General features: G+C 57.6%; 16 protein-coding genes and 1 tRNA gene. 9 read left to right on the forward strand and 8 right to left on the reverse strand.

Annotated elements, in window-relative coordinates; all coding sequences use genetic code 11:
* Positions 1-196 precede the first annotated feature (196 nt).
* From B0E33_RS27035 to B0E33_RS27045, 3 genes are all read left to right on the forward strand, one after another.
* A complete protein-coding gene (locus tag B0E33_RS27035; RefSeq protein WP_022998747.1) occupies positions 197-865 on the forward strand; it encodes an alpha/beta hydrolase in 669 nt (222 codons plus the stop codon).
* Positions 866-925: 60 nt separating this feature from the next.
* Positions 926-1,402: a GNAT family N-acetyltransferase gene (locus B0E33_RS27040; RefSeq protein WP_077292923.1), complete on the forward strand. Its 477-nt coding sequence runs from the start codon at positions 926-928 to the stop codon at positions 1,400-1,402.
* 97 nt (positions 1,403-1,499) lie between these two features.
* The gene (locus tag B0E33_RS27045; RefSeq protein ID WP_077292924.1) at positions 1,500-2,291 is read left to right on the forward strand and encodes a GNAT family N-acetyltransferase; all 792 of its coding nucleotides are present in this window, start codon (positions 1,500-1,502) and stop codon (positions 2,289-2,291) included.
* A 27-nt stretch (positions 2,292-2,318) separates the two neighbouring features.
* On the opposite strand, the gene B0E33_RS27050 is transcribed toward B0E33_RS27045, so the two are convergent.
* A complete protein-coding gene (locus B0E33_RS27050; RefSeq protein WP_439126674.1) occupies positions 2,319-2,867 on the reverse strand; it encodes a DUF2155 domain-containing protein in 549 nt (182 codons plus the stop codon).
* Between the two features lie 111 nt (positions 2,868-2,978).
* Entirely contained in the window at positions 2,979-5,909 is a 2,931-nt protein-coding gene (locus B0E33_RS27055; protein WP_077292925.1) for a valine--tRNA ligase, read from the reverse strand.
* Between the two features lie 183 nt (positions 5,910-6,092).
* Between B0E33_RS27055 and B0E33_RS27060 the strand changes: the two genes are divergently transcribed.
* Complete coding sequence (locus tag B0E33_RS27060) at positions 6,093-6,521, forward strand: DUF1284 domain-containing protein (RefSeq protein WP_167579604.1); 429 nt, start codon at positions 6,093-6,095, stop codon at positions 6,519-6,521.
* A gap of 20 nt (positions 6,522-6,541) precedes the next feature.
* On the opposite strand, the gene B0E33_RS27065 is transcribed toward B0E33_RS27060, so the two are convergent.
* The 3 genes from B0E33_RS27065 to B0E33_RS27075 form a co-directional block, all read right to left on the reverse strand.
* Positions 6,542-7,285 carry a PopZ family protein gene (locus tag B0E33_RS27065; protein WP_022998753.1) on the reverse strand — a complete coding sequence of 248 codons (744 nt, stop codon included), beginning with the start codon at positions 7,283-7,285 and terminating at the stop codon, positions 6,542-6,544.
* Between the two features lie 284 nt (positions 7,286-7,569).
* Entirely contained in the window at positions 7,570-8,961 is a 1,392-nt protein-coding gene (locus tag B0E33_RS27070) for a TolC family outer membrane protein (protein WP_228148040.1), read from the reverse strand.
* A 210-nt stretch (positions 8,962-9,171) separates the two neighbouring features.
* Positions 9,172-9,834, reverse strand: coding sequence for a protein-L-isoaspartate O-methyltransferase family protein (locus B0E33_RS27075; RefSeq protein WP_031268553.1), 663 nt, complete (start codon positions 9,832-9,834; stop codon positions 9,172-9,174).
* Between the two features lie 250 nt (positions 9,835-10,084).
* On the opposite strand from B0E33_RS27075, the gene B0E33_RS27080 reads away from it, so the two are divergent.
* The 3 genes from B0E33_RS27080 to B0E33_RS27090 all read left to right on the forward strand — a co-directional run bounded on the left by B0E33_RS27080 (position 10,085) and on the right by B0E33_RS27090 (position 11,940).
* A tRNA-Cys gene (locus tag B0E33_RS27080) sits at positions 10,085-10,158 on the forward strand.
* A 187-nt stretch (positions 10,159-10,345) separates the two neighbouring features.
* Positions 10,346-10,711, forward strand: coding sequence for a hypothetical protein (locus B0E33_RS27085; RefSeq protein ID WP_077292927.1), 366 nt, complete (start codon positions 10,346-10,348; stop codon positions 10,709-10,711).
* Between the two features lie 98 nt (positions 10,712-10,809).
* Complete coding sequence (locus B0E33_RS27090) at positions 10,810-11,940, forward strand: carboxylate-amine ligase (protein WP_077292928.1); 1,131 nt, start codon at positions 10,810-10,812, stop codon at positions 11,938-11,940.
* Positions 11,941-11,972: 32 nt separating this feature from the next.
* Here the strand turns inward: B0E33_RS27090 and B0E33_RS27095 are convergent, their stop codons facing one another.
* A complete protein-coding gene (locus tag B0E33_RS27095) occupies positions 11,973-12,215 on the reverse strand; it encodes a hypothetical protein (RefSeq protein WP_077292929.1) in 243 nt (80 codons plus the stop codon).
* Between the two features lie 325 nt (positions 12,216-12,540).
* Here B0E33_RS27095 and cobD point away from each other — a divergent pair, with 325 nt between their 5' ends.
* The gene (gene cobD / locus B0E33_RS27100) at positions 12,541-13,542 is read left to right on the forward strand and encodes a threonine-phosphate decarboxylase CobD (protein ID WP_077292930.1); all 1,002 of its coding nucleotides are present in this window, start codon (positions 12,541-12,543) and stop codon (positions 13,540-13,542) included.
* Between the two features lie 9 nt (positions 13,543-13,551).
* Positions 13,552-14,529 (forward strand): adenosylcobinamide-phosphate synthase CbiB, encoded by a 978-nt coding sequence (gene cbiB, locus B0E33_RS27105; protein WP_077292931.1) that lies wholly within the window; start codon positions 13,552-13,554, stop codon positions 14,527-14,529.
* Between the two features lie 10 nt (positions 14,530-14,539).
* Here cbiB and B0E33_RS27110 read toward each other — a convergent pair whose 3' ends face one another.
* Complete coding sequence (locus B0E33_RS27110) at positions 14,540-16,021, reverse strand: cobyric acid synthase (protein ID WP_077292932.1); 1,482 nt, start codon at positions 16,019-16,021, stop codon at positions 14,540-14,542.
* 6 nt (positions 16,022-16,027) lie between these two features.
* Positions 16,028-16,327 carry a YrhK family protein gene (locus tag B0E33_RS27115; protein ID WP_022998763.1) on the reverse strand — a complete coding sequence of 100 codons (300 nt, stop codon included), beginning with the start codon at positions 16,325-16,327 and terminating at the stop codon, positions 16,028-16,030.
* Positions 16,328-16,372 lie beyond the last annotated feature (45 nt).

Genomic DNA, 16,372 nt, shown 5'->3' on the forward strand with positions numbered 1-16,372 from the left:
AACTGCCCCCAACCGGTCGAACCGAGCATCGTCTGCCTGTTGAGGGATGGTGCGAACTTTCGAATAATTCTAAACAGGGTTCTAGAAACTCGGAGACAAAGAGTCAAGTTTAGACTTACGGGAAACCACGTATCGTGAGCCCAAATTACCGCGCGATCTTCTTCTGCGCGACAAAATGACAAGGACATAGCGTTTCATGCCTGAGGTGATCTTCAACGGTCCCGCCGGCCGGCTTGAGGGCCGGTTCCATCCCGCCAGAAAACGCAACGCGCCCATTGCCCTGGTTCTGCATCTGCATCCGCAATTCGGCGGCACGATGAACAACCAGATCGTCTACCAGATGTACTATATGTTCGCCCGGCGCGGATTTGCAGTGCTGCGTTTCAACTTCCGCGGCGTCGGCCGGTCGCAAGGCTCCTTCGACCATGGCCAGGGCGAACTGTCCGATGCAGCGGCGGCTCTCGACTGGGTGCAGACCGTACACACCGACGCCCGCGCCTGCTGGATTGCCGGTTTCTCGTTCGGTGCCTGGATCGGCATGCAGTTGCTGATGCGCCGCCCTGAAGTCGAAGGCTTCATCTCGGTCGCCCCACCGGCAAACCTGCACGACTTCTCGTTCCTGGCCCCCTGCCCGTCCTCCGGCCTGATCATTCATGGTGATAACGACAAGGTCGTTCCGCAGAAGGATGTGCAGACGCTAGTCGATAAGCTGAAAACCCAGAAGGGCATCGTGATCGATCACGAAACCATTCCGGGAGCCAACCATTTCTTCGAAAACGATATGGACGAGCTCATGCAGCGTTGCGGCACCTATGTGGATGGGCGGCTTGGGCTGACGCCATCCGATTACGTCGACATCGACTGACACGACACCGAAGCCCGCCACCCGGCGGGCTTTTCATTTGTCCGAACGCCTGCAGTTCTCATGCCCGCCTCAACAGACAGTCTCGTCATCCGCTCAGCAAAGTCCGAAGATTTCCAGGGACTTTGCGCGCTCTATGCCCAACTGATTTCCAACGACATTGCCGCTGATGATGATTTTCGCCTCGAAACTTTTCACCAGATCCTGACGCAACAAGGTGTCGATTTGCTTGTCGGAGAACTGGCAGGCACATTGGTTGCGACCTGCATGTTGATTGTCGTGCCTAATCTGACGCGTGGCTGCGCACCATTCGCCCTTGTTGAAAATGTCGTTACACATGCCGACTGGCGGGGCAGCGGAATTGGAAAGGCACTACTTCGTGTTGCCACCGACAAGGCGTTTTCGGCCGGATGTTTCAAGGTGATGTTGCTGTCGGGTTCAGCCAACAAGGACGCTCATCGGTTCTACGAGAACCTCGGGTTCACCACCTCCAAGACTGGCTTTGAATTGCGCGCTCCAGGGTACCCTGCACGCAATTGAGAGCAACCGCCAAGTCCCTGTAACAATTAGCAGACTGGACAGACCGGTATTTGCCTGCCTTGATTTCCCAGATTGAGAACCGGGAGGCGTGAACACGATGGCCGGCTATTTCGGGACAGAACAGCAAATCAAGCTCCAGCAACGAGCGGAAGAACGTTACGGCTGGACCATGAAGACGCCCGGAGCCTGCTGCAATGTACGCACGCTCGGTACGGACGACCCTGATGCCCTGGGGCTCGACACCATCTTCGAAGTACTGGCAGAAGATGGCGTGTTCGGGTTTCGTCTGCTTGAGAAAGCCCGTCAGCCCGACCTGGAAAACGCTCTGACAGAAAACGGCTACCGGCTGGACACCTGGGATGTCTTCGTGGGCGACACAAATGCGATCCGCGACGCAACAAGGCCGACCCTTTCAACCGCCCTTCCAGGCGGCATTCGCGCATTTTCAGAGCTTGACGGCGCAGAGGGTCCGCTGACGCGTTCGTTCCAGGAATTCATGGCAGCGGCTGGAATCGCTCCGTTCTCAGGATCGTTCCTGAATGGCGATCATGGTGCGGTTGTTTCCGTCGGCTTGATGGATGACGCAGGTTGCCTTGCCGCTTGTGCCCACGCCTATCTGCCGCACAATCATCACAGCCCCTATCACAATTATGCCTGGGGTGGTCTCGTTGCCGTTGCGCCTGAACATCGCGGTAAAGGGCTCGGCACTTACGTCAATGCGCTGATGGCGGACGCAGCACTGACACGACTTTCAGCGACACATGTCTATGAACTGGTCGCGGCAACGAACACAACATCACGCCGAATGGTCGAAGGTTGCGGGCTGTCTTTGTCGCAAGAACTCTATTCCGCGCTCGCGACAAGGGGGGCTGAACGGTTTACGCGATAAGACCCAAAGCCGTTTTCCGACTTCTGCCTACCCCTGGAAGGGTTTCGGACGCGGCACGCCTGGACCAGTATCCAGGCCGTCGTCAGGTCCAGCCAATGGGTCTTCGCCCTCTGCAACGGTGCCTTTAATCGGAGGACCGGCATAATCTTCTGGCGGCGGAACGCTAGAGGCAAGTTTACAATCGGTCAGCCAGATATCGTACACGGGGTGCTCAACCGCGTGGAGGCCCGGGCTGGCTGCAAACATCCAGCCGGAATATATCCGCCGCACTTCGTTGTTGAGCGTGATTTCATCGACCTGAACAAAACCGGTCGTGAGAGGCGATTCTGTCTGAGGGCGCGTGTGACAGACCCTTGGCGTGACCTGCAGCGCACCGAACTGGACGGTTTCACCAATGTAAACATCGAAGGAGATGATACGTCCGGTGATCTTGTCGAGGCCCGAAAAGACGGCGACCGGGTTTTCGATCTTTTGAGCGTGTGCAGAAACCAGGGGCATGACCATCGCCATCGCCGCGATTCCAAGGCCTGCGCCCAGGCGATTTACCGCTTTCATCGTGTCAAACTGGTCCGCCATCAGCTTCAATTCGATTCCTCAGGTGCTAAGCATACGTGTGTTCTTTTATGCGGCGCTAGCACCGAATTGCGGCCCGGAAAAGACAAAGCTCGTTCCGGGCCGAGAAATGATCTAGCCGATTTCCGCCAGACGACCGAGCGCCGTCTGGACCTTCTCCAGCTTTTCCTTGGATTCGGCAACTTTTTCGCGTTCGCCGTCAACAACCTCTTCGGGGGCCTTGGCAACGAATGCCGGGTTGGAAAGCTTCTTCTCGATCTTCGAGATCTCACCTTCCAGCTTGCCGGCTTCCTTCTGAAGTCGGGTCTTTTCTGCACCAAGGTCGATGACCCCGGCGAGTGGCAGACAGACCGTGGCTTCGCCAACAATAATCTGGGCCGCTCCGGAGGGAGCTGCATCAGCCAGGGAAACGGTCTCTGCCCTTGCCAGACGAAGAATGGCAGATTCGTGGGTCTTGAGCCGAGCCTTGGTCTGTTCGCTGGCCCCTGTGACGACCACGGAGACCTTCGCACCTGCCGGAATGTTCATTTCCGCGCGAACCGATCTGATTTCGGAAATCAGATCCACGAGCCAGTTGATCTCACCAGCCGCAGCCTCATCGGAAACCTTGGGCTCCGGCCAGGCAGTCAGCATCAGCAAGCCATCATGCGCGTTGCCTTCGTTTCCGAGACGCTCCCACAGTTCTTCCGTCAGGAACGGCATGATCGGATGCAGGACCTTCAAGATTTCGTCCAACGCCCATGCTGCCGTTGCCCGGGTTTCAGCCTTGGCAGCTTCATCATCACCGTTGAAGATCGGCTTTGCGAGTTCCAGGTACCAGTCGCAGAACGTGTTCCAGGTGAACCGATAGGCAGCACCGGATGCATCGTTGAACCGGAAGTCCTCGAGTGCCGTGGTCACCTCGGCGATACAGCGGCTTGCTTCCGTTGCGATCCAACGGTTGAGCGTGTGCTTGGTTGCTGCCGGGTCGAACCCTTCCATCCGGGCACAGCCGTTCATTTCGGCGAACCGGGCAGCGTTCCAGAGTTTGGTGGCAAAGCGCTGACCGCCTTCGGCTGCCTGGTCGGACATCCGAAGCATCCTGCGGGCCTGAACCTCCTGGCTCGCAAGCGCAAACCGGGTGGCATCGGCGCCGAAACGGCCGATCAGATCGAGAGGATCGATCACGTTTCCGGTCGACTTGGACATTTTCTTGCCCTTGCCGTCAACAACGATCGAGTTGAAGTAAACCGTGTGGAACGGCACTTCGTCCATGAAATGAATGCCCTGCATCATCATCCGGGCAACCCAGAAGAAGATGATGTCGAGACCCGTGATGAGCACGTCCGTCTTGTAGTAGCGCTCGAGTTCCGGCGTCTTGTGTGGCCAACCAAGCGTCGAAAACGGCCAGAGCGCCGAGGAGAACCACGTGTCCAGGACGTCCTCGTCGCGCGTCAGCGCCTTGCCGCCCGCCATTGCAACGGCCTCGTCCTCGGAATGCGCGCAGTATTCCTTGCCATCTTCATCATACCAGACAGGGATCTGATGGCCCCACCAGAGCTGGCGGGAAATACACCAGGGCTGAATGTCGTTGAGCCAGTTGAAATAGACCTTGTCGGCGTTGCCGGGAATAAGCTTGGTCGTGCCGTCCTGAACGGCTTTCAAGGCGGGAGCCGCCAGTGTCTTGGCATCGACAAACCATTGGTCCGTCAGCATAGGCTCAATGACGACCTTGGAGCGGTCTCCGAACGGCTGCATGATCTTCTTGGATTCAACCAGCGGCAACCGCTCCGGTGCTTCCGCGCCTTCCTCCAGCGGACGAACGACGGCCCGGCCAAGCGTGTTCCATTCAGGGGCCTGCCCCTTCATCCAGGCGACGTCCGGATGATCCGCCGGCGCCGTAACTGCCAGACCTTCCGCCGTGATCTGTTCGATAACGCGTTTGCGCGCCTCGAACCGGTCAAGTCCACGCAGATCGTCCGGAACGATGTTGATGAGATCGACCTCTTGAATGGTCATCTCTGCGCCATCGATGATCGCCTGGGCCTTGGCGGCCTCTTCGACATAAGGCGCACCATCGGCGCGCATCGCACCCTTGGTGTCCATCAAGCGGTACATCGGAATCTTGTTGCGCTGAGCGACACCATAGTCGTTGAAGTCATGTGCACCGGTGATCTTGACCGCCCCCGAGCCGAAATCCGGATCCGGATATTCGTCGGTGATGATCGGGATCAGACGACGATGTTCCTTCGGCCCGACCGGGATTTCGCAGAGTTTGCCGACTATTGGCTTGTAACGCTCATCGTCCGGATGAACGGCAACGGCACCGTCACCCAGCATGGTTTCCGGCCGCGTCGTGGCAATCGAAATATAGTCACGGGTCTCGCGAAGGGTGATGTTCCCCTCTTCGTCTTTCTCGACGTATTCATAGGTCGCGCCACCAGCAAGCGGGTAGCGGAAGTGCCACATGTGTCCATCGGTTTCGATGTTCTCGACCTCGAGATCCGAAATGGCTGTCTCCATCTTCGGATCCCAGTTGACGAGCCGCTTGGACTTGTAGATCAGGCCCTCGTTGTAGAGGTCGACAAAAACCTTGCGGACGGCCTCCGACAGGCCTTCGTCCATGGTGAACCGCTCACGCGACCAGTCGCATGATGCGCCCAGACGCTTGAGCTGAGCGATAATCGCGCTGCCGACTTCTCCCTTGTAGCGCCATGCACGCTGTACGAATGCCTCGCGGCCGATCTCTGTGCGGCTCGGCTCGTTGCGTTCGGCCATCTGTCTTTCGACAGCGATCTGAAGCGCGATCCCCGCATGGTCGGTGCCCGGTTGCCAAAGGGTGTCGAAGCCCTGCATGCGCTTCCAGCGGATCAGGATGTCCTGGAGCGTGTTGTTGAGAGCATGCCCCATGTGCAGCGAACCGTTTACGTTCGGCGGCGGAATTACGATGGAAAAGGAGGCTGCACCCTCTTTGGCACCAGCTCCGGCCTTGAAGGCCTCCGCCTTTTCCCAGGTTTCGTAAATCCGCGGCTCAACGCTGGCCGCATCGTAGGTCTTATCCAGCATCAGGGTCACTCAATGGGAGAATGAATTTCGATTTTCGTGAAGCACCGTGTAAATCGGATGCGCTGCCGCAAGTCAACCGCCTATGCGGGGCAAACCTGCTGCCCGGTAGCGCTTTTGATAGGTGAAGTACCGGTCTGCCGATCAGAACTTGGGTTGAATGACGTTTGCTGCGATAAGCGGGTCATGACCGTTTCAATCCGTCCGCACCACCTGCTTTGCATGCTGACCTATCTGGGCAAAGGCTATACGCCGGCCTTTGTCCAAAATTACAGCACAATCGTTCAGCGCCTGAATGAAGGTGAACCAATTGAGCTGGTAGAAGGTCCAGACACTTTGTGCCAGCCAATGTTGGACGAACCGGGGTGCCATTGTCGAAATGAAAGCGTTCGCGACAGGGACCGGACAGCGGCCGCTGATATTGCACTGGCGCTCGGACGCCCTCTTGAAAAGGGCAATTCCATCGTTTTGGACCGACAGACCCTGTCTTTTCTGAGAGATGCGTTCGCTAACGGCTCAATCCGCAAGGCATGCCAAGGCTGTGAATGGCAGAATATGTGCTCAGCGATTGCCAGAAACGAATTCAGGGGATGCCATCTGACACCCCCTGACTGAAATCTTCGGACAAATCCGGCCTAGCGCCGGCGCGTCACGCGCTGAATTTCCTTTTGAACCATCTGCTCGACCATGCCAGGCAGGTTCTGGTCCAGCCACGCCTTCAGCATCGGCCGCAGCATTTCCTTGACCAGCTCCTCAACCGTCTGCGCCTGCGAGCCAACAAACATGTTCGACAGGTTGTCGAATGCCGCGTGAACGGCTTCACCGGTGTTCTGCGATGTCAGAGGGGCATCGTCCGCCACATTCGGCAAATCGTCAGGCACCGGCCGAGCGGCCATCACAGGCTCAGGGTCGAAGACAGGTTCCGGTTCGGGATCAAATTCAGGAGCAGGTGGAGCCGCGAAGGAAATGTCTCCTTCGTCGCCGTCCAGGTCCTCTGCCATTCCTTCGACAATGTCCATCGCATCATCGTCAGGAATCGCCAGTTCCTCGGTCAGCTCAAGAACGTCTTCGCCTTCGTCTTCTTCGGCATCCGCAGCCATGGCTGCAGCCATGTCATCCGCGTCGTCATCTTCTACCGGAAGGTCGTCTTCATCATCGTCGCTGCTCATGTCGAACAGCTTGTCGAGATCGTCCTGGGACATTTCGGAGGCATTGCCCATATCGTCCGCCGCCTCTTCTTCTACTGGTGTCTCTACGGGTTCGCTGCTGCCGCTTTCGCCGTCTTCGGCTCCCTGGGAGTCCTCATCGGATATGATTCGGCGGATCGACGCGAGGATTTCCTCCATCGACGGCTCATCAGCCTTCTTCGCCTGCGCCATGACTTCCCCCGTACTTACCGGCTACGCTCAGGAACAGTCTGTTCCATCAAAATGATTCGTTAACCGAAATTATGCGGGTCAATAAGAAACGCGCAAAGTGAACGCGCCCCGAAGCATCGCCTTATCCCCTTTTTAGTCGGGAATTACCGATCAAGGGTGGAATTCGGCCAGGCGTTTCACGTCATCCTTCGTAAATTTGTCAGGATGTTCAGCCGAATAACAAAAGCGGCTGAAGATCTTTCGACCGTCAGCCGCCATCGTGAAGAATATAAGTTACCAGTTTCTTACCGGCCATCTGGAGTGCGCAGACCAAACCACTGGTCCCGCACAGCCTCGTAATGCTGCTTCGGATTGTAGCGGGCAACGTTGAGGCCAAGTGATTCAGCGTCCAACCGGCCAATCGAAGCAACCAGCTGATATCCGCTGACAATCCGGTTGCGCTGCGCTGTTACGAGATTGGACTGCTGAATGACCAGTTCGCGCTGAGCGTCAAGAACGTCGAGCGTGGTGCGCTGACCGACGCGCTGCTCTTCAATAACGCCTTCCAGAGCCAGCTGCTGTGCTTCGACGGCGGCCTGGGCTGCAACGATGGAAGCTTCTGCCGCCTGGTAGTTACCCCAGGCGGAAATGACGTTGGCGCGAATCTGATCGCGCGCCACATCCAGCTGCAGACGGGTCTGGCCCAGTTCTTCCTTGGCCTGCCGCACACGCGACGACACGCCACCACCCTGGTAGAGCGGAATGCTGACGTTACCGAAGATCTGCGCATTGTCGCTGTAGTCGGTCGTTGCAGACGGGTTCCACGATCTGGAAATGCTGCCATCCAAGGTGACGGTCGGCAGAAGTTCACCTTCGATCGTCTTGGTGTTGAAAATGGCGGCATCGACAAGGTGTTGTGCCTGACGGATCAATGGCTGATGTGTTTCACTCAGCTGCATCGCCTCGTCAATGGACTTGGGAACGTAGCGGCTGATCGACGTATCGGCCGACAGGCTGCGTGCCTCAACGCCGATCACCTGACGGTAGATGGCGCGGCTTGTATTCAGGTTGGCCATCGCGGTGTTGAGGCTGGCGCGGGCTTCGGCAGCGCGGGCTTCCGCCTGGCTGACGTCCGTCCGGGTGCCCTCACCTACGTCGAACCGGTCACGTGCGGCTCTTACCTGTTCCTGAAGGAAGGCAAGGTCGCTGCGCTGAAGCGATACCAGAGCCGTATCCCTGATCACATCCACGTAGGACGTTGCCGCATCCAACAGCGTGTCCTGCTCCGTCGACATCAGGCTTTCACGCTGAGCACGCACTACAGCTTCTGCCTGACGGGTGGAATTGATCGTCCGGAAGCCACGGAACAGGGTCTGACTGATCGTCAGCGAGATCGACGCGTTGTTGCGATAGTCGATCGCCGAGTCGGCCCCGGCTGCGAGGCGTCCGGCCGCTGCGGATGCTGTAACGGTTGGCCGCCAGCCCGTCAGTGCCTGAGGCACATTCTCATCCACACCACGAAGCTGCGCACGCGCCGCGTTCAAGGTGGGATTGTTCGAATAGGCAAGCGCCAGCGATTCTCTGATGGTTTCAGCATCAGCGGGAGACAGGGAGGCACCGGTCAAGGCGGTGGCGGAAACGCCACCCAACAGGCCAATAGCAATGGTCAAAACTTTTAGAGTTGAACGACCAGACACCCCACACTCCTTCCGGGTCAACCTATTTGATCCTGTTGAGTAAACTGATGGGTGTTATTCTTCAACCGTTTGAGAGCGGATAATTGCGAATTTCCGCGAGTGCGGCTTAATGGCAACAAGTTATCGCTGCGTTAAGCCATTTCTCGGCTTTTAAAGCAAAAACCCGCCATCATTCGGCGGGTTTCTGTCAGTCCGGACCAAATTGATCACTCAGAAAACGAATTCGTCAGCCTTGTCGAAGCCAGGAAGCACGCTAACGGAGGCATTGAAACCGAATCGGCTGCTCACCGCAGAACCCGATTTCTGGTAGAGTTTGGCGACGCCAGCACCACCGCGTCCTTCAATCACTGCCAGACGTCCTGTTGGTTTCAGCTGGTCAGTCAGAGCCTTTGGCAGCACTTCGACGGCTCCGTCCACGAAAATGACGTCGTAAGGGCCTTCGGAAGAATAGCCTGCTGCCAGTGCACCTTCCACGACAACCGCATTTTCGATGCCGAGATCGACCAGAACCTCGGTTGCCGTCTTGGCAAGGTCCGGATTTTCCTCAAGAGCCACGACGGAAGCAGCAAGTTTGGAAACGACTGCAGCGCTGTAACCGGTGCCAGCTCCAATGACCAGAACGACATCGCCTTCCCGGATATCCGCCAGTTGAACCAGCTTTCCGAAAATATGCGGCTTCATCAGCATGCGGCCGGTTTCGACTGCTCCAATCGGCAGATCTTCGTCGATATAGGCAACGGCACGTTTGGATGCCGGAACGAAGCGCTCGCGCGGCACCACTTCCATTGCGTCCAGGATCCGGTGATCGGTCACATCGTTGGTGCGCAGCTGGTTATCCACCATCTTGCGGCGGGACTGATTAAAGTCCGTCATATCGGCCCTCACTTTGACATGCCGGATTACCGGCGCCTCTTGAGAAACGTTCATTAGCGATGCAAAGGCTGCCTGACAAGTATCCGCGCGAGCAGATCCTGCGATGGCACCCGGTTTCTGCCGAAAATAAGCAGCAACTCATGGCTTTCCTCAAATCGATAATCGGCAACGGTGGAAATGTGTACGACGTTGAAAACAGGGCTTGACCAAATCGCGCAACTGTTTGATAAGGCGCGGCACACCACCTAGGGGCCCTGTGGCGGAGTGGTGACGCAGCGGATTGCAAATCCGTGTACACCGGTTCGATTCCGGTCGGGGCCTCCAGACACTTTTTCAGATCATTGCATGTTTTCAGGCGTTCGTTGTCTTGAACGAAGCCGATGCTACATCTTTCCCTAGCGTCATGTTAGTTTCCGTCCAGAAGCCTTGAAAAAGGGGATGTGCCATGAAAACACCAGGTGGAAGTCCGCCAGCGCCAGGCAAACCGGCGCGAGTGATCACGACATCAACCATGAAACGCGTTGAACCGCCCCGACCGCGCAAGACACCGCACGCGGTTTCCGCCAGCGACAATACCGCGGCTCTTGTGGAAGCCTTGCGCCAGCGCATCAATGACCTGGAAAACCGAATAGCTGATCTGGAAAGCGTGATTTCGCTACAGAACCAGGATGTCATCATCAGTGCGCCGAAAAGCGTGCTCATCCAGGGCATGGACACTGTCGAGATCTCGGCCGGAAGCAAATTCAAGGTTTCTGCCAGCATGACCGAGACAAGCACTCCCATCGCCAGGTTTTCCGGCATTCTTGAGTGCGACATCGTCAAGGCGAACACGGTGATGGGTGCTGCCTATACACCTGGCGCGGGTAACATCTGGTAGTTTTTGGCAAGGATCCGGGTGTCGATCATTTCTCAGGTGCTCCATCCGCATTTATCCTGCCTTGACCGAACGCTGTAACAGCACGGAAGCTGCCCAACATGAAGGAACCGAGTTTCAGCATTGGCGTCGAGGAAGAATATCTCCTCGTCGACAGATCGACCCGCATGTTGGCGAGTTCGCCACCACCGGAACTGTTCAAGGCCTGCGAAACCGCCCTTGAAGGACGAGTCAGTCCTGAATTTCTGAAATGTCAGATCGAGGTCGGAACACCGGTATGCTCCAGTCTGCAGGAGGTACGCACGGAACTCGGCTATTTCCGCAAGACCATTGCGCGCGAGGCGGCAATGTTCGACCTGGCGCCGATTGCGTCTTCAACCCACCCGTTCGCCGACTGGACGGACCAGCCGCACACAGACAAGGAACGTTACAACGAGATCGCCAGGACCATGCAGCTCGTGGTCAAGCGCATGGTGATCTGCGGAATGCATGTTCATGTCGGTATTGAAGACGAAGAACTGCGCATCGAGCTGTTCAATCAGCTCGCCTATTTCCTGCCGCACCTGCTCGCACTCAGCACTTCATCCCCGTTCTGGCGTGGTCGGAACACCGGCCTGAAGTCCTATCGTCTATCGGTTTTCAACGAAATGCCGCGGACCGGCCTGCCACCCGGATTCGACAGTTACTTCGACTATCGGCACACGGTCGACATTCTCGTTCGCGCCGGTGTCATCGAAGATGCCACCAAGATCTGGTGGGACCTGCGCCCCTCCGACCGGTTTCCGACACTGGAAATGCGCATTACCGATGTCTGTCCGTTGCTTGACGACGCCGTCGCCATAGCAGCGACTTTCAGATGCCTGTGCCGCATGCTTTACCGCTTGCGCCGCGCCAATCAGGGTTGGCGGCAATATTCACGGTTTCTCCTGGCGGAAAATCGCTGGCAGGCACAACGACACGGCACAAATGCACAACTGATCGATTTCGGCCGCAACAAAACGGCAGCCTTTCCGGACATGATCGAGGAACTGATTGAACTCATTCTTCCGGACGCAGTTCATTTTGACTGCGTGTCCGACGTGAGCCATTTGAGGGAGATCGCCGCCAGAGGCACCTCCGCGGAACGCCAGCTGGAACTGGCTGGTGATATTCCTGAAGACGGTCACCTGCGCCAGGACATTCTCGACAGGATTGTCGACCAGTTGATTTCCGAGACCCAACGAGGGCTTTGATCAATCCAATCGTGGGTCGGCTCTCGCCACGATCAACCGGGTTGTCTTGGCGGCGTTCCGTGGGCGCCTGTGTGAAAAAACTCGGTCGAACCGGTCAGCACAAAGGCAAATTCGTCGATCTCCTCTATCACCGCGGCGGCAGAGCGTGACAGCCCGGACCTTGGGCGCATGCCGCGCTGCGCCTTGATCAAGGCCTGCCGCGCCAGCGCAAGCTGAGCCAGCAGGGCGTCGCGTTCCACGTCCTGCAATGGTGAATGGTGGCTGGTCTTTGCCATCAGGGCGTCCTTCGGTGCACATTGTTCTTCTTTTGTTCTTTTTTCTGCACTTTGACGGATCTGTCAATGCGCCCAAAGTTGCGTCGCTTTACGCCGTACCCGCCTCCCTTGCACCCTAATGACAGAAGTGTAGTACCGAACCCTGATAAATGTTTGAAAAGGCAGGCAACATGCGCATAACAGCTTTTGGGACAGGACGAACCAAAGCGCAGGACGTTCTTGCGGCAACGCATGTCGGGAACCGTCTGTACTTTTGGCCTTCCTACCGGCTAGATGAGTGACGAAAGGCAGATCGGCCGACCTGCCAACTGCAAGAGGCATTTTCATGGAACACGGCGGGGATTTGACCCTTGCGATTGAGCGCTTTGGCGGAACGCATGACGACTGGCTGGATTTATCAACCGGGATAAATCCATACAGCTATCCCGTGCCTGACGACCTGCCGCTGTCCACCTGGACCAGCCTGCCGGCACGCGGCGCCGAAGAACACCTGATTGCAGCTGCTCGCCAAGCTTATCGCATTCCCGACAATCTCGCTGTCTGTGCAGCGCCTGGAACACAGGTCCTGCTGTCGCTTCTACCGACCATCCTTCCTGAAGGGCCGGTCGTTCTCGCCTCGCCCACCTATACCAGCCACAGGGATGCCTGGACGCGGGAAAGCCGAGCACCTATCGAAGTATCCAGCGTCTACTCCCTGCCCGCTGATGCAAAGATCGTGGTTCTGGTCAATCCGAACAATCCGGACGGACGTCTGATAGATGTCAAAAGCTTGATCGAAATCGCGCGGACACTGAGCGCACGCGGCGGTTATCTGGTGGTGGACGAAGCCTTTGCCGATGTCGTACCGGGCGCGACCTTGCTGCCGCACATCGGAACCGAAAACGTTGTCGTTTTGCGGTCCTTTGGAAAGTTCTTCGGTCTTGCGGGACTGCGGATCGGCTTTCTTGCAGGCGAAAAAACCGCCATTTCCAGAATGTCCGGCCTGTTGGACAGCTGGAGCCTCAGCGGACCGGCGCTGGAAATCGGGGCCAGGGCACTGCGTGACAGCACCTGGCAGGATCGGACAACCAGGCTGTTGATCGAAGACATGGCGGACCTGACAGTCGCGCTTTCCGAGGCAGGTCTCAGTGTCTTCGGCGGCACCCCTCTCTATGCGCTTGCCGGTCTGCGCAATCCCAAGGGCCTGCATGAGGCCCTTGCCCGCAGAAGGATCTGGACGCGGATCTTCGACTACGCACCAACCTGGATCCGCTTTGGCCTTCCAGGAGGACCGGAAAATCTCAAACGTCTGACAGACGCTCTTGCAGAAGCGCTAAAAGAGGTCTGACGGACCGGGATGCTGCTTTACGACCACGCTCTCTGGCTGCTTCTCGCCGCGCTGTTGCTGGACGCCCTGATCGGTGATCCCGACTGGATGTGGCAACGCGTGCCGCATCCGGTTGTCTGGATCGGCAAGTTGATCGGCCTGTTTGACCGGCATTTCAACAAAACGGAATTCGCACCGGCGACACGCAAGCTTGGCGGCGTGCTGACACTCCTGGCGCTGCTTGCCGGCGCCGGACTTGCCGGTGTCGTCATTGAGGCAGTTGCGAAGTGGTTGCCATATGGCAGGGTGCTTGAGGCCGTCGTAGCTGCGGTGTTTATCGCTCAAAACAGTCTTTACCGTCACGTGGCAGCCGTGCGTGATGGCCTGTTGAAGGACGGGTTGGAAGGTGGCCGCAAGGCGGTTTCCATGATTGTCGGACGTGACCCGAACCGGCTGGACGAAGCCGGTGTCTCGCGGGCAGCCATCGAATCCTGCGCCGAGAATTATTCCGACGGTATCGTGGCGCCGGTCTTCTGGTTCGCCGTGCTCGGCCTGCCCGGATTGATCGTCTACAAGGCGGTGAATACAGCCGACAGCATGATCGGCCACAAGAACGAGGTTTATGCAGACTTTGGGTGGGCGGCTGCCCGTTTCGACGATCTGGTCAACCTGCCCGCCTCGCGCCTGGCAGGGCTGTTTATCGCCCTGTGTGCGCCCTTGTCCCGGGGCTCGGTCCGAAAGAGCATTGCCTGTATTCTGGACGACGCCCGCAAGCACCGCTCGCCAAATGCCGGTTGGCCGGAGGCGGCCATGGCAGGCGCATTGAACCTGGCTCTTGCAGGACCGCGGATCTATCCGGGTTACACCGTCAATGACCGGTATCTGAATGCGAGTGGACGAAAGGATGCGAGGGCAGAAGATATTTCGCGCGCCTTGAGGATCCTCATTGGCTGCTACGCACTCGAGGCGTTGCTGATTGCAGGTCTGGCGCTATTGCTGGCCTTCTAGGTCAGGCGTTTTAAGCAGCGCCGCGTGCGATCTTCAGGATGGCCTCCACATCGAGGACGCTGTCCAGATGCCCTGCAAGATCATCCAGAATCCGGTCGATGTCCTGATCGTAGCTGAGGTCGGAGCGGACACCGAAGGCATTCAGGTAAGCCGTCCGGAACGCATCGTCGGTGAACAGGCCGTGAATGTAGGTTCCGTACACTCGGCCATCCGCTGAGACCGCACCATCGGACCGACCATCATCAAGGCGCATCATGGGATTGGTACAGTCTGGCCCGGACGTTCGGCCAACATGAATTTCGTAGCCGGAGACAGGGGCTCCGCTGGCAACATGGGTCGCGCGTGCGGCAACGGTCGATTTATCTGCCGTCAGGATGGTCTCGACATCCAGATATCCCAGGCCTTCGACCGTTCCGGGGGATCCCTCGATACCGTCCGGATCCGAGATGACCTTGCCCAGCATCTGATATCCACCGCAGACGCCCAGGATGTGCCCGCCCCGCCGGTGGTGTGCCTTGAGATCTATGTCCCAACCCTGTCTGCGGAAAAAGGCGAGATCACCAACAGTGGACTTCGACCCGGGCAACAGCACGACATCGGCGTCTCCCGGCAAAGGGGTGCCGGGTTGAACAAGCTCAAGCGTTACACCCGGTTCAAGCCGGAGCGGATCCAGGTCGTCGAAGTTCGCGATCCGCGAGATCACGGGAACAACGATCTTGAGCCCCCCGTCACCAAATCCGTCCGCCAGACCGAGCGCATCTTCTGCCGGAAGTTTCGCAGCATCCGCAAACCACGGGACCACACCGAGACCTTGCCATCCGGTGCGCTGCTCGATTTCTCGCAAGCCTTCGTCGAACAGGCTCGGGTCTCCCCGAAACCGGTTGATGAAGAAGCCCTTGATGCGCTGCCGTTCCTTTTCTTCCAGCACAGCACAAGTTCCGACGACTGATGCAATAACCCCGCCGCGATCTATGTCCGCACACAGGATCACTGGCAGATCCGCCGCCTCGGCAAATCCCATGTTGGCGATGTCTCCAGAGCGGAGATTGATTTCCGCAGGGCTTCCTGCTCCCTCGACAATCACCAGATCAACACCTGAGGCGTTTATCGAAAAACTCTCCATAACCTTTGGTAATAATTCAGCTTTCTGCTTTCCATATTCGCGCGCCCGCATCGTGCCATGTCGCTTGCCCTGCACGATTACCTGAGCACCGGTGTCGGTTTCGGGCTTCAACAGAACGGGGTTCATGTGAACACTCAACGGAACGCGGCAGCCCATGGCCTGAAGCGCCTGGGCCCTGCCGATTTCGCCGCCGTCGGCTGTTACGGCAGCGTTGTTTGACATGTTCTGCGGCTTGAAGGGGCGAACGTTCAGGCCGCGGTTGGCAAAGAGACGACACAGACCGGCGACGATCAGGCTTTTGCCAACATTCGAGCCTGTGCCCTGAACCATGATCGCCGGTACCTTGCCGGCCGCTTTTGCCTCAACCATGCAACGTCAATCTTTGCCGAATGGTGCTGCGCCATATGGCCGAAATTCGCTTGGTACCGGAAGATTGGCGAGCCGCAGTTCCAGCATCAAGCGAACCGTCGGCCGAACGGCAAAGAGAACGGATCCGATCACGAACAACCATGTTCCTGCATACATCAGGCTGTCGTAGAAAAAGAAGACGCTGCCGACGAGAAACGTCAATGCAGCCAGAAATTCGACAACGGTTCGGTACAGTTCGTATTTCCGGACCGTTTCAACATGCGCCTGCGAGGCCGTGCGAAGACTGTGGTCGAATAGCTTGCTCATCCTCGATCCCCTTTGATTACCTCTGGGTTTCGTGATCCAAGTGCC

It is taken from the genome of Roseibium algicola, assembly GCF_001999245.1.
Classification (GTDB): Bacteria; Pseudomonadota; Alphaproteobacteria; order Rhizobiales; family Stappiaceae; genus Roseibium; species Roseibium algicola.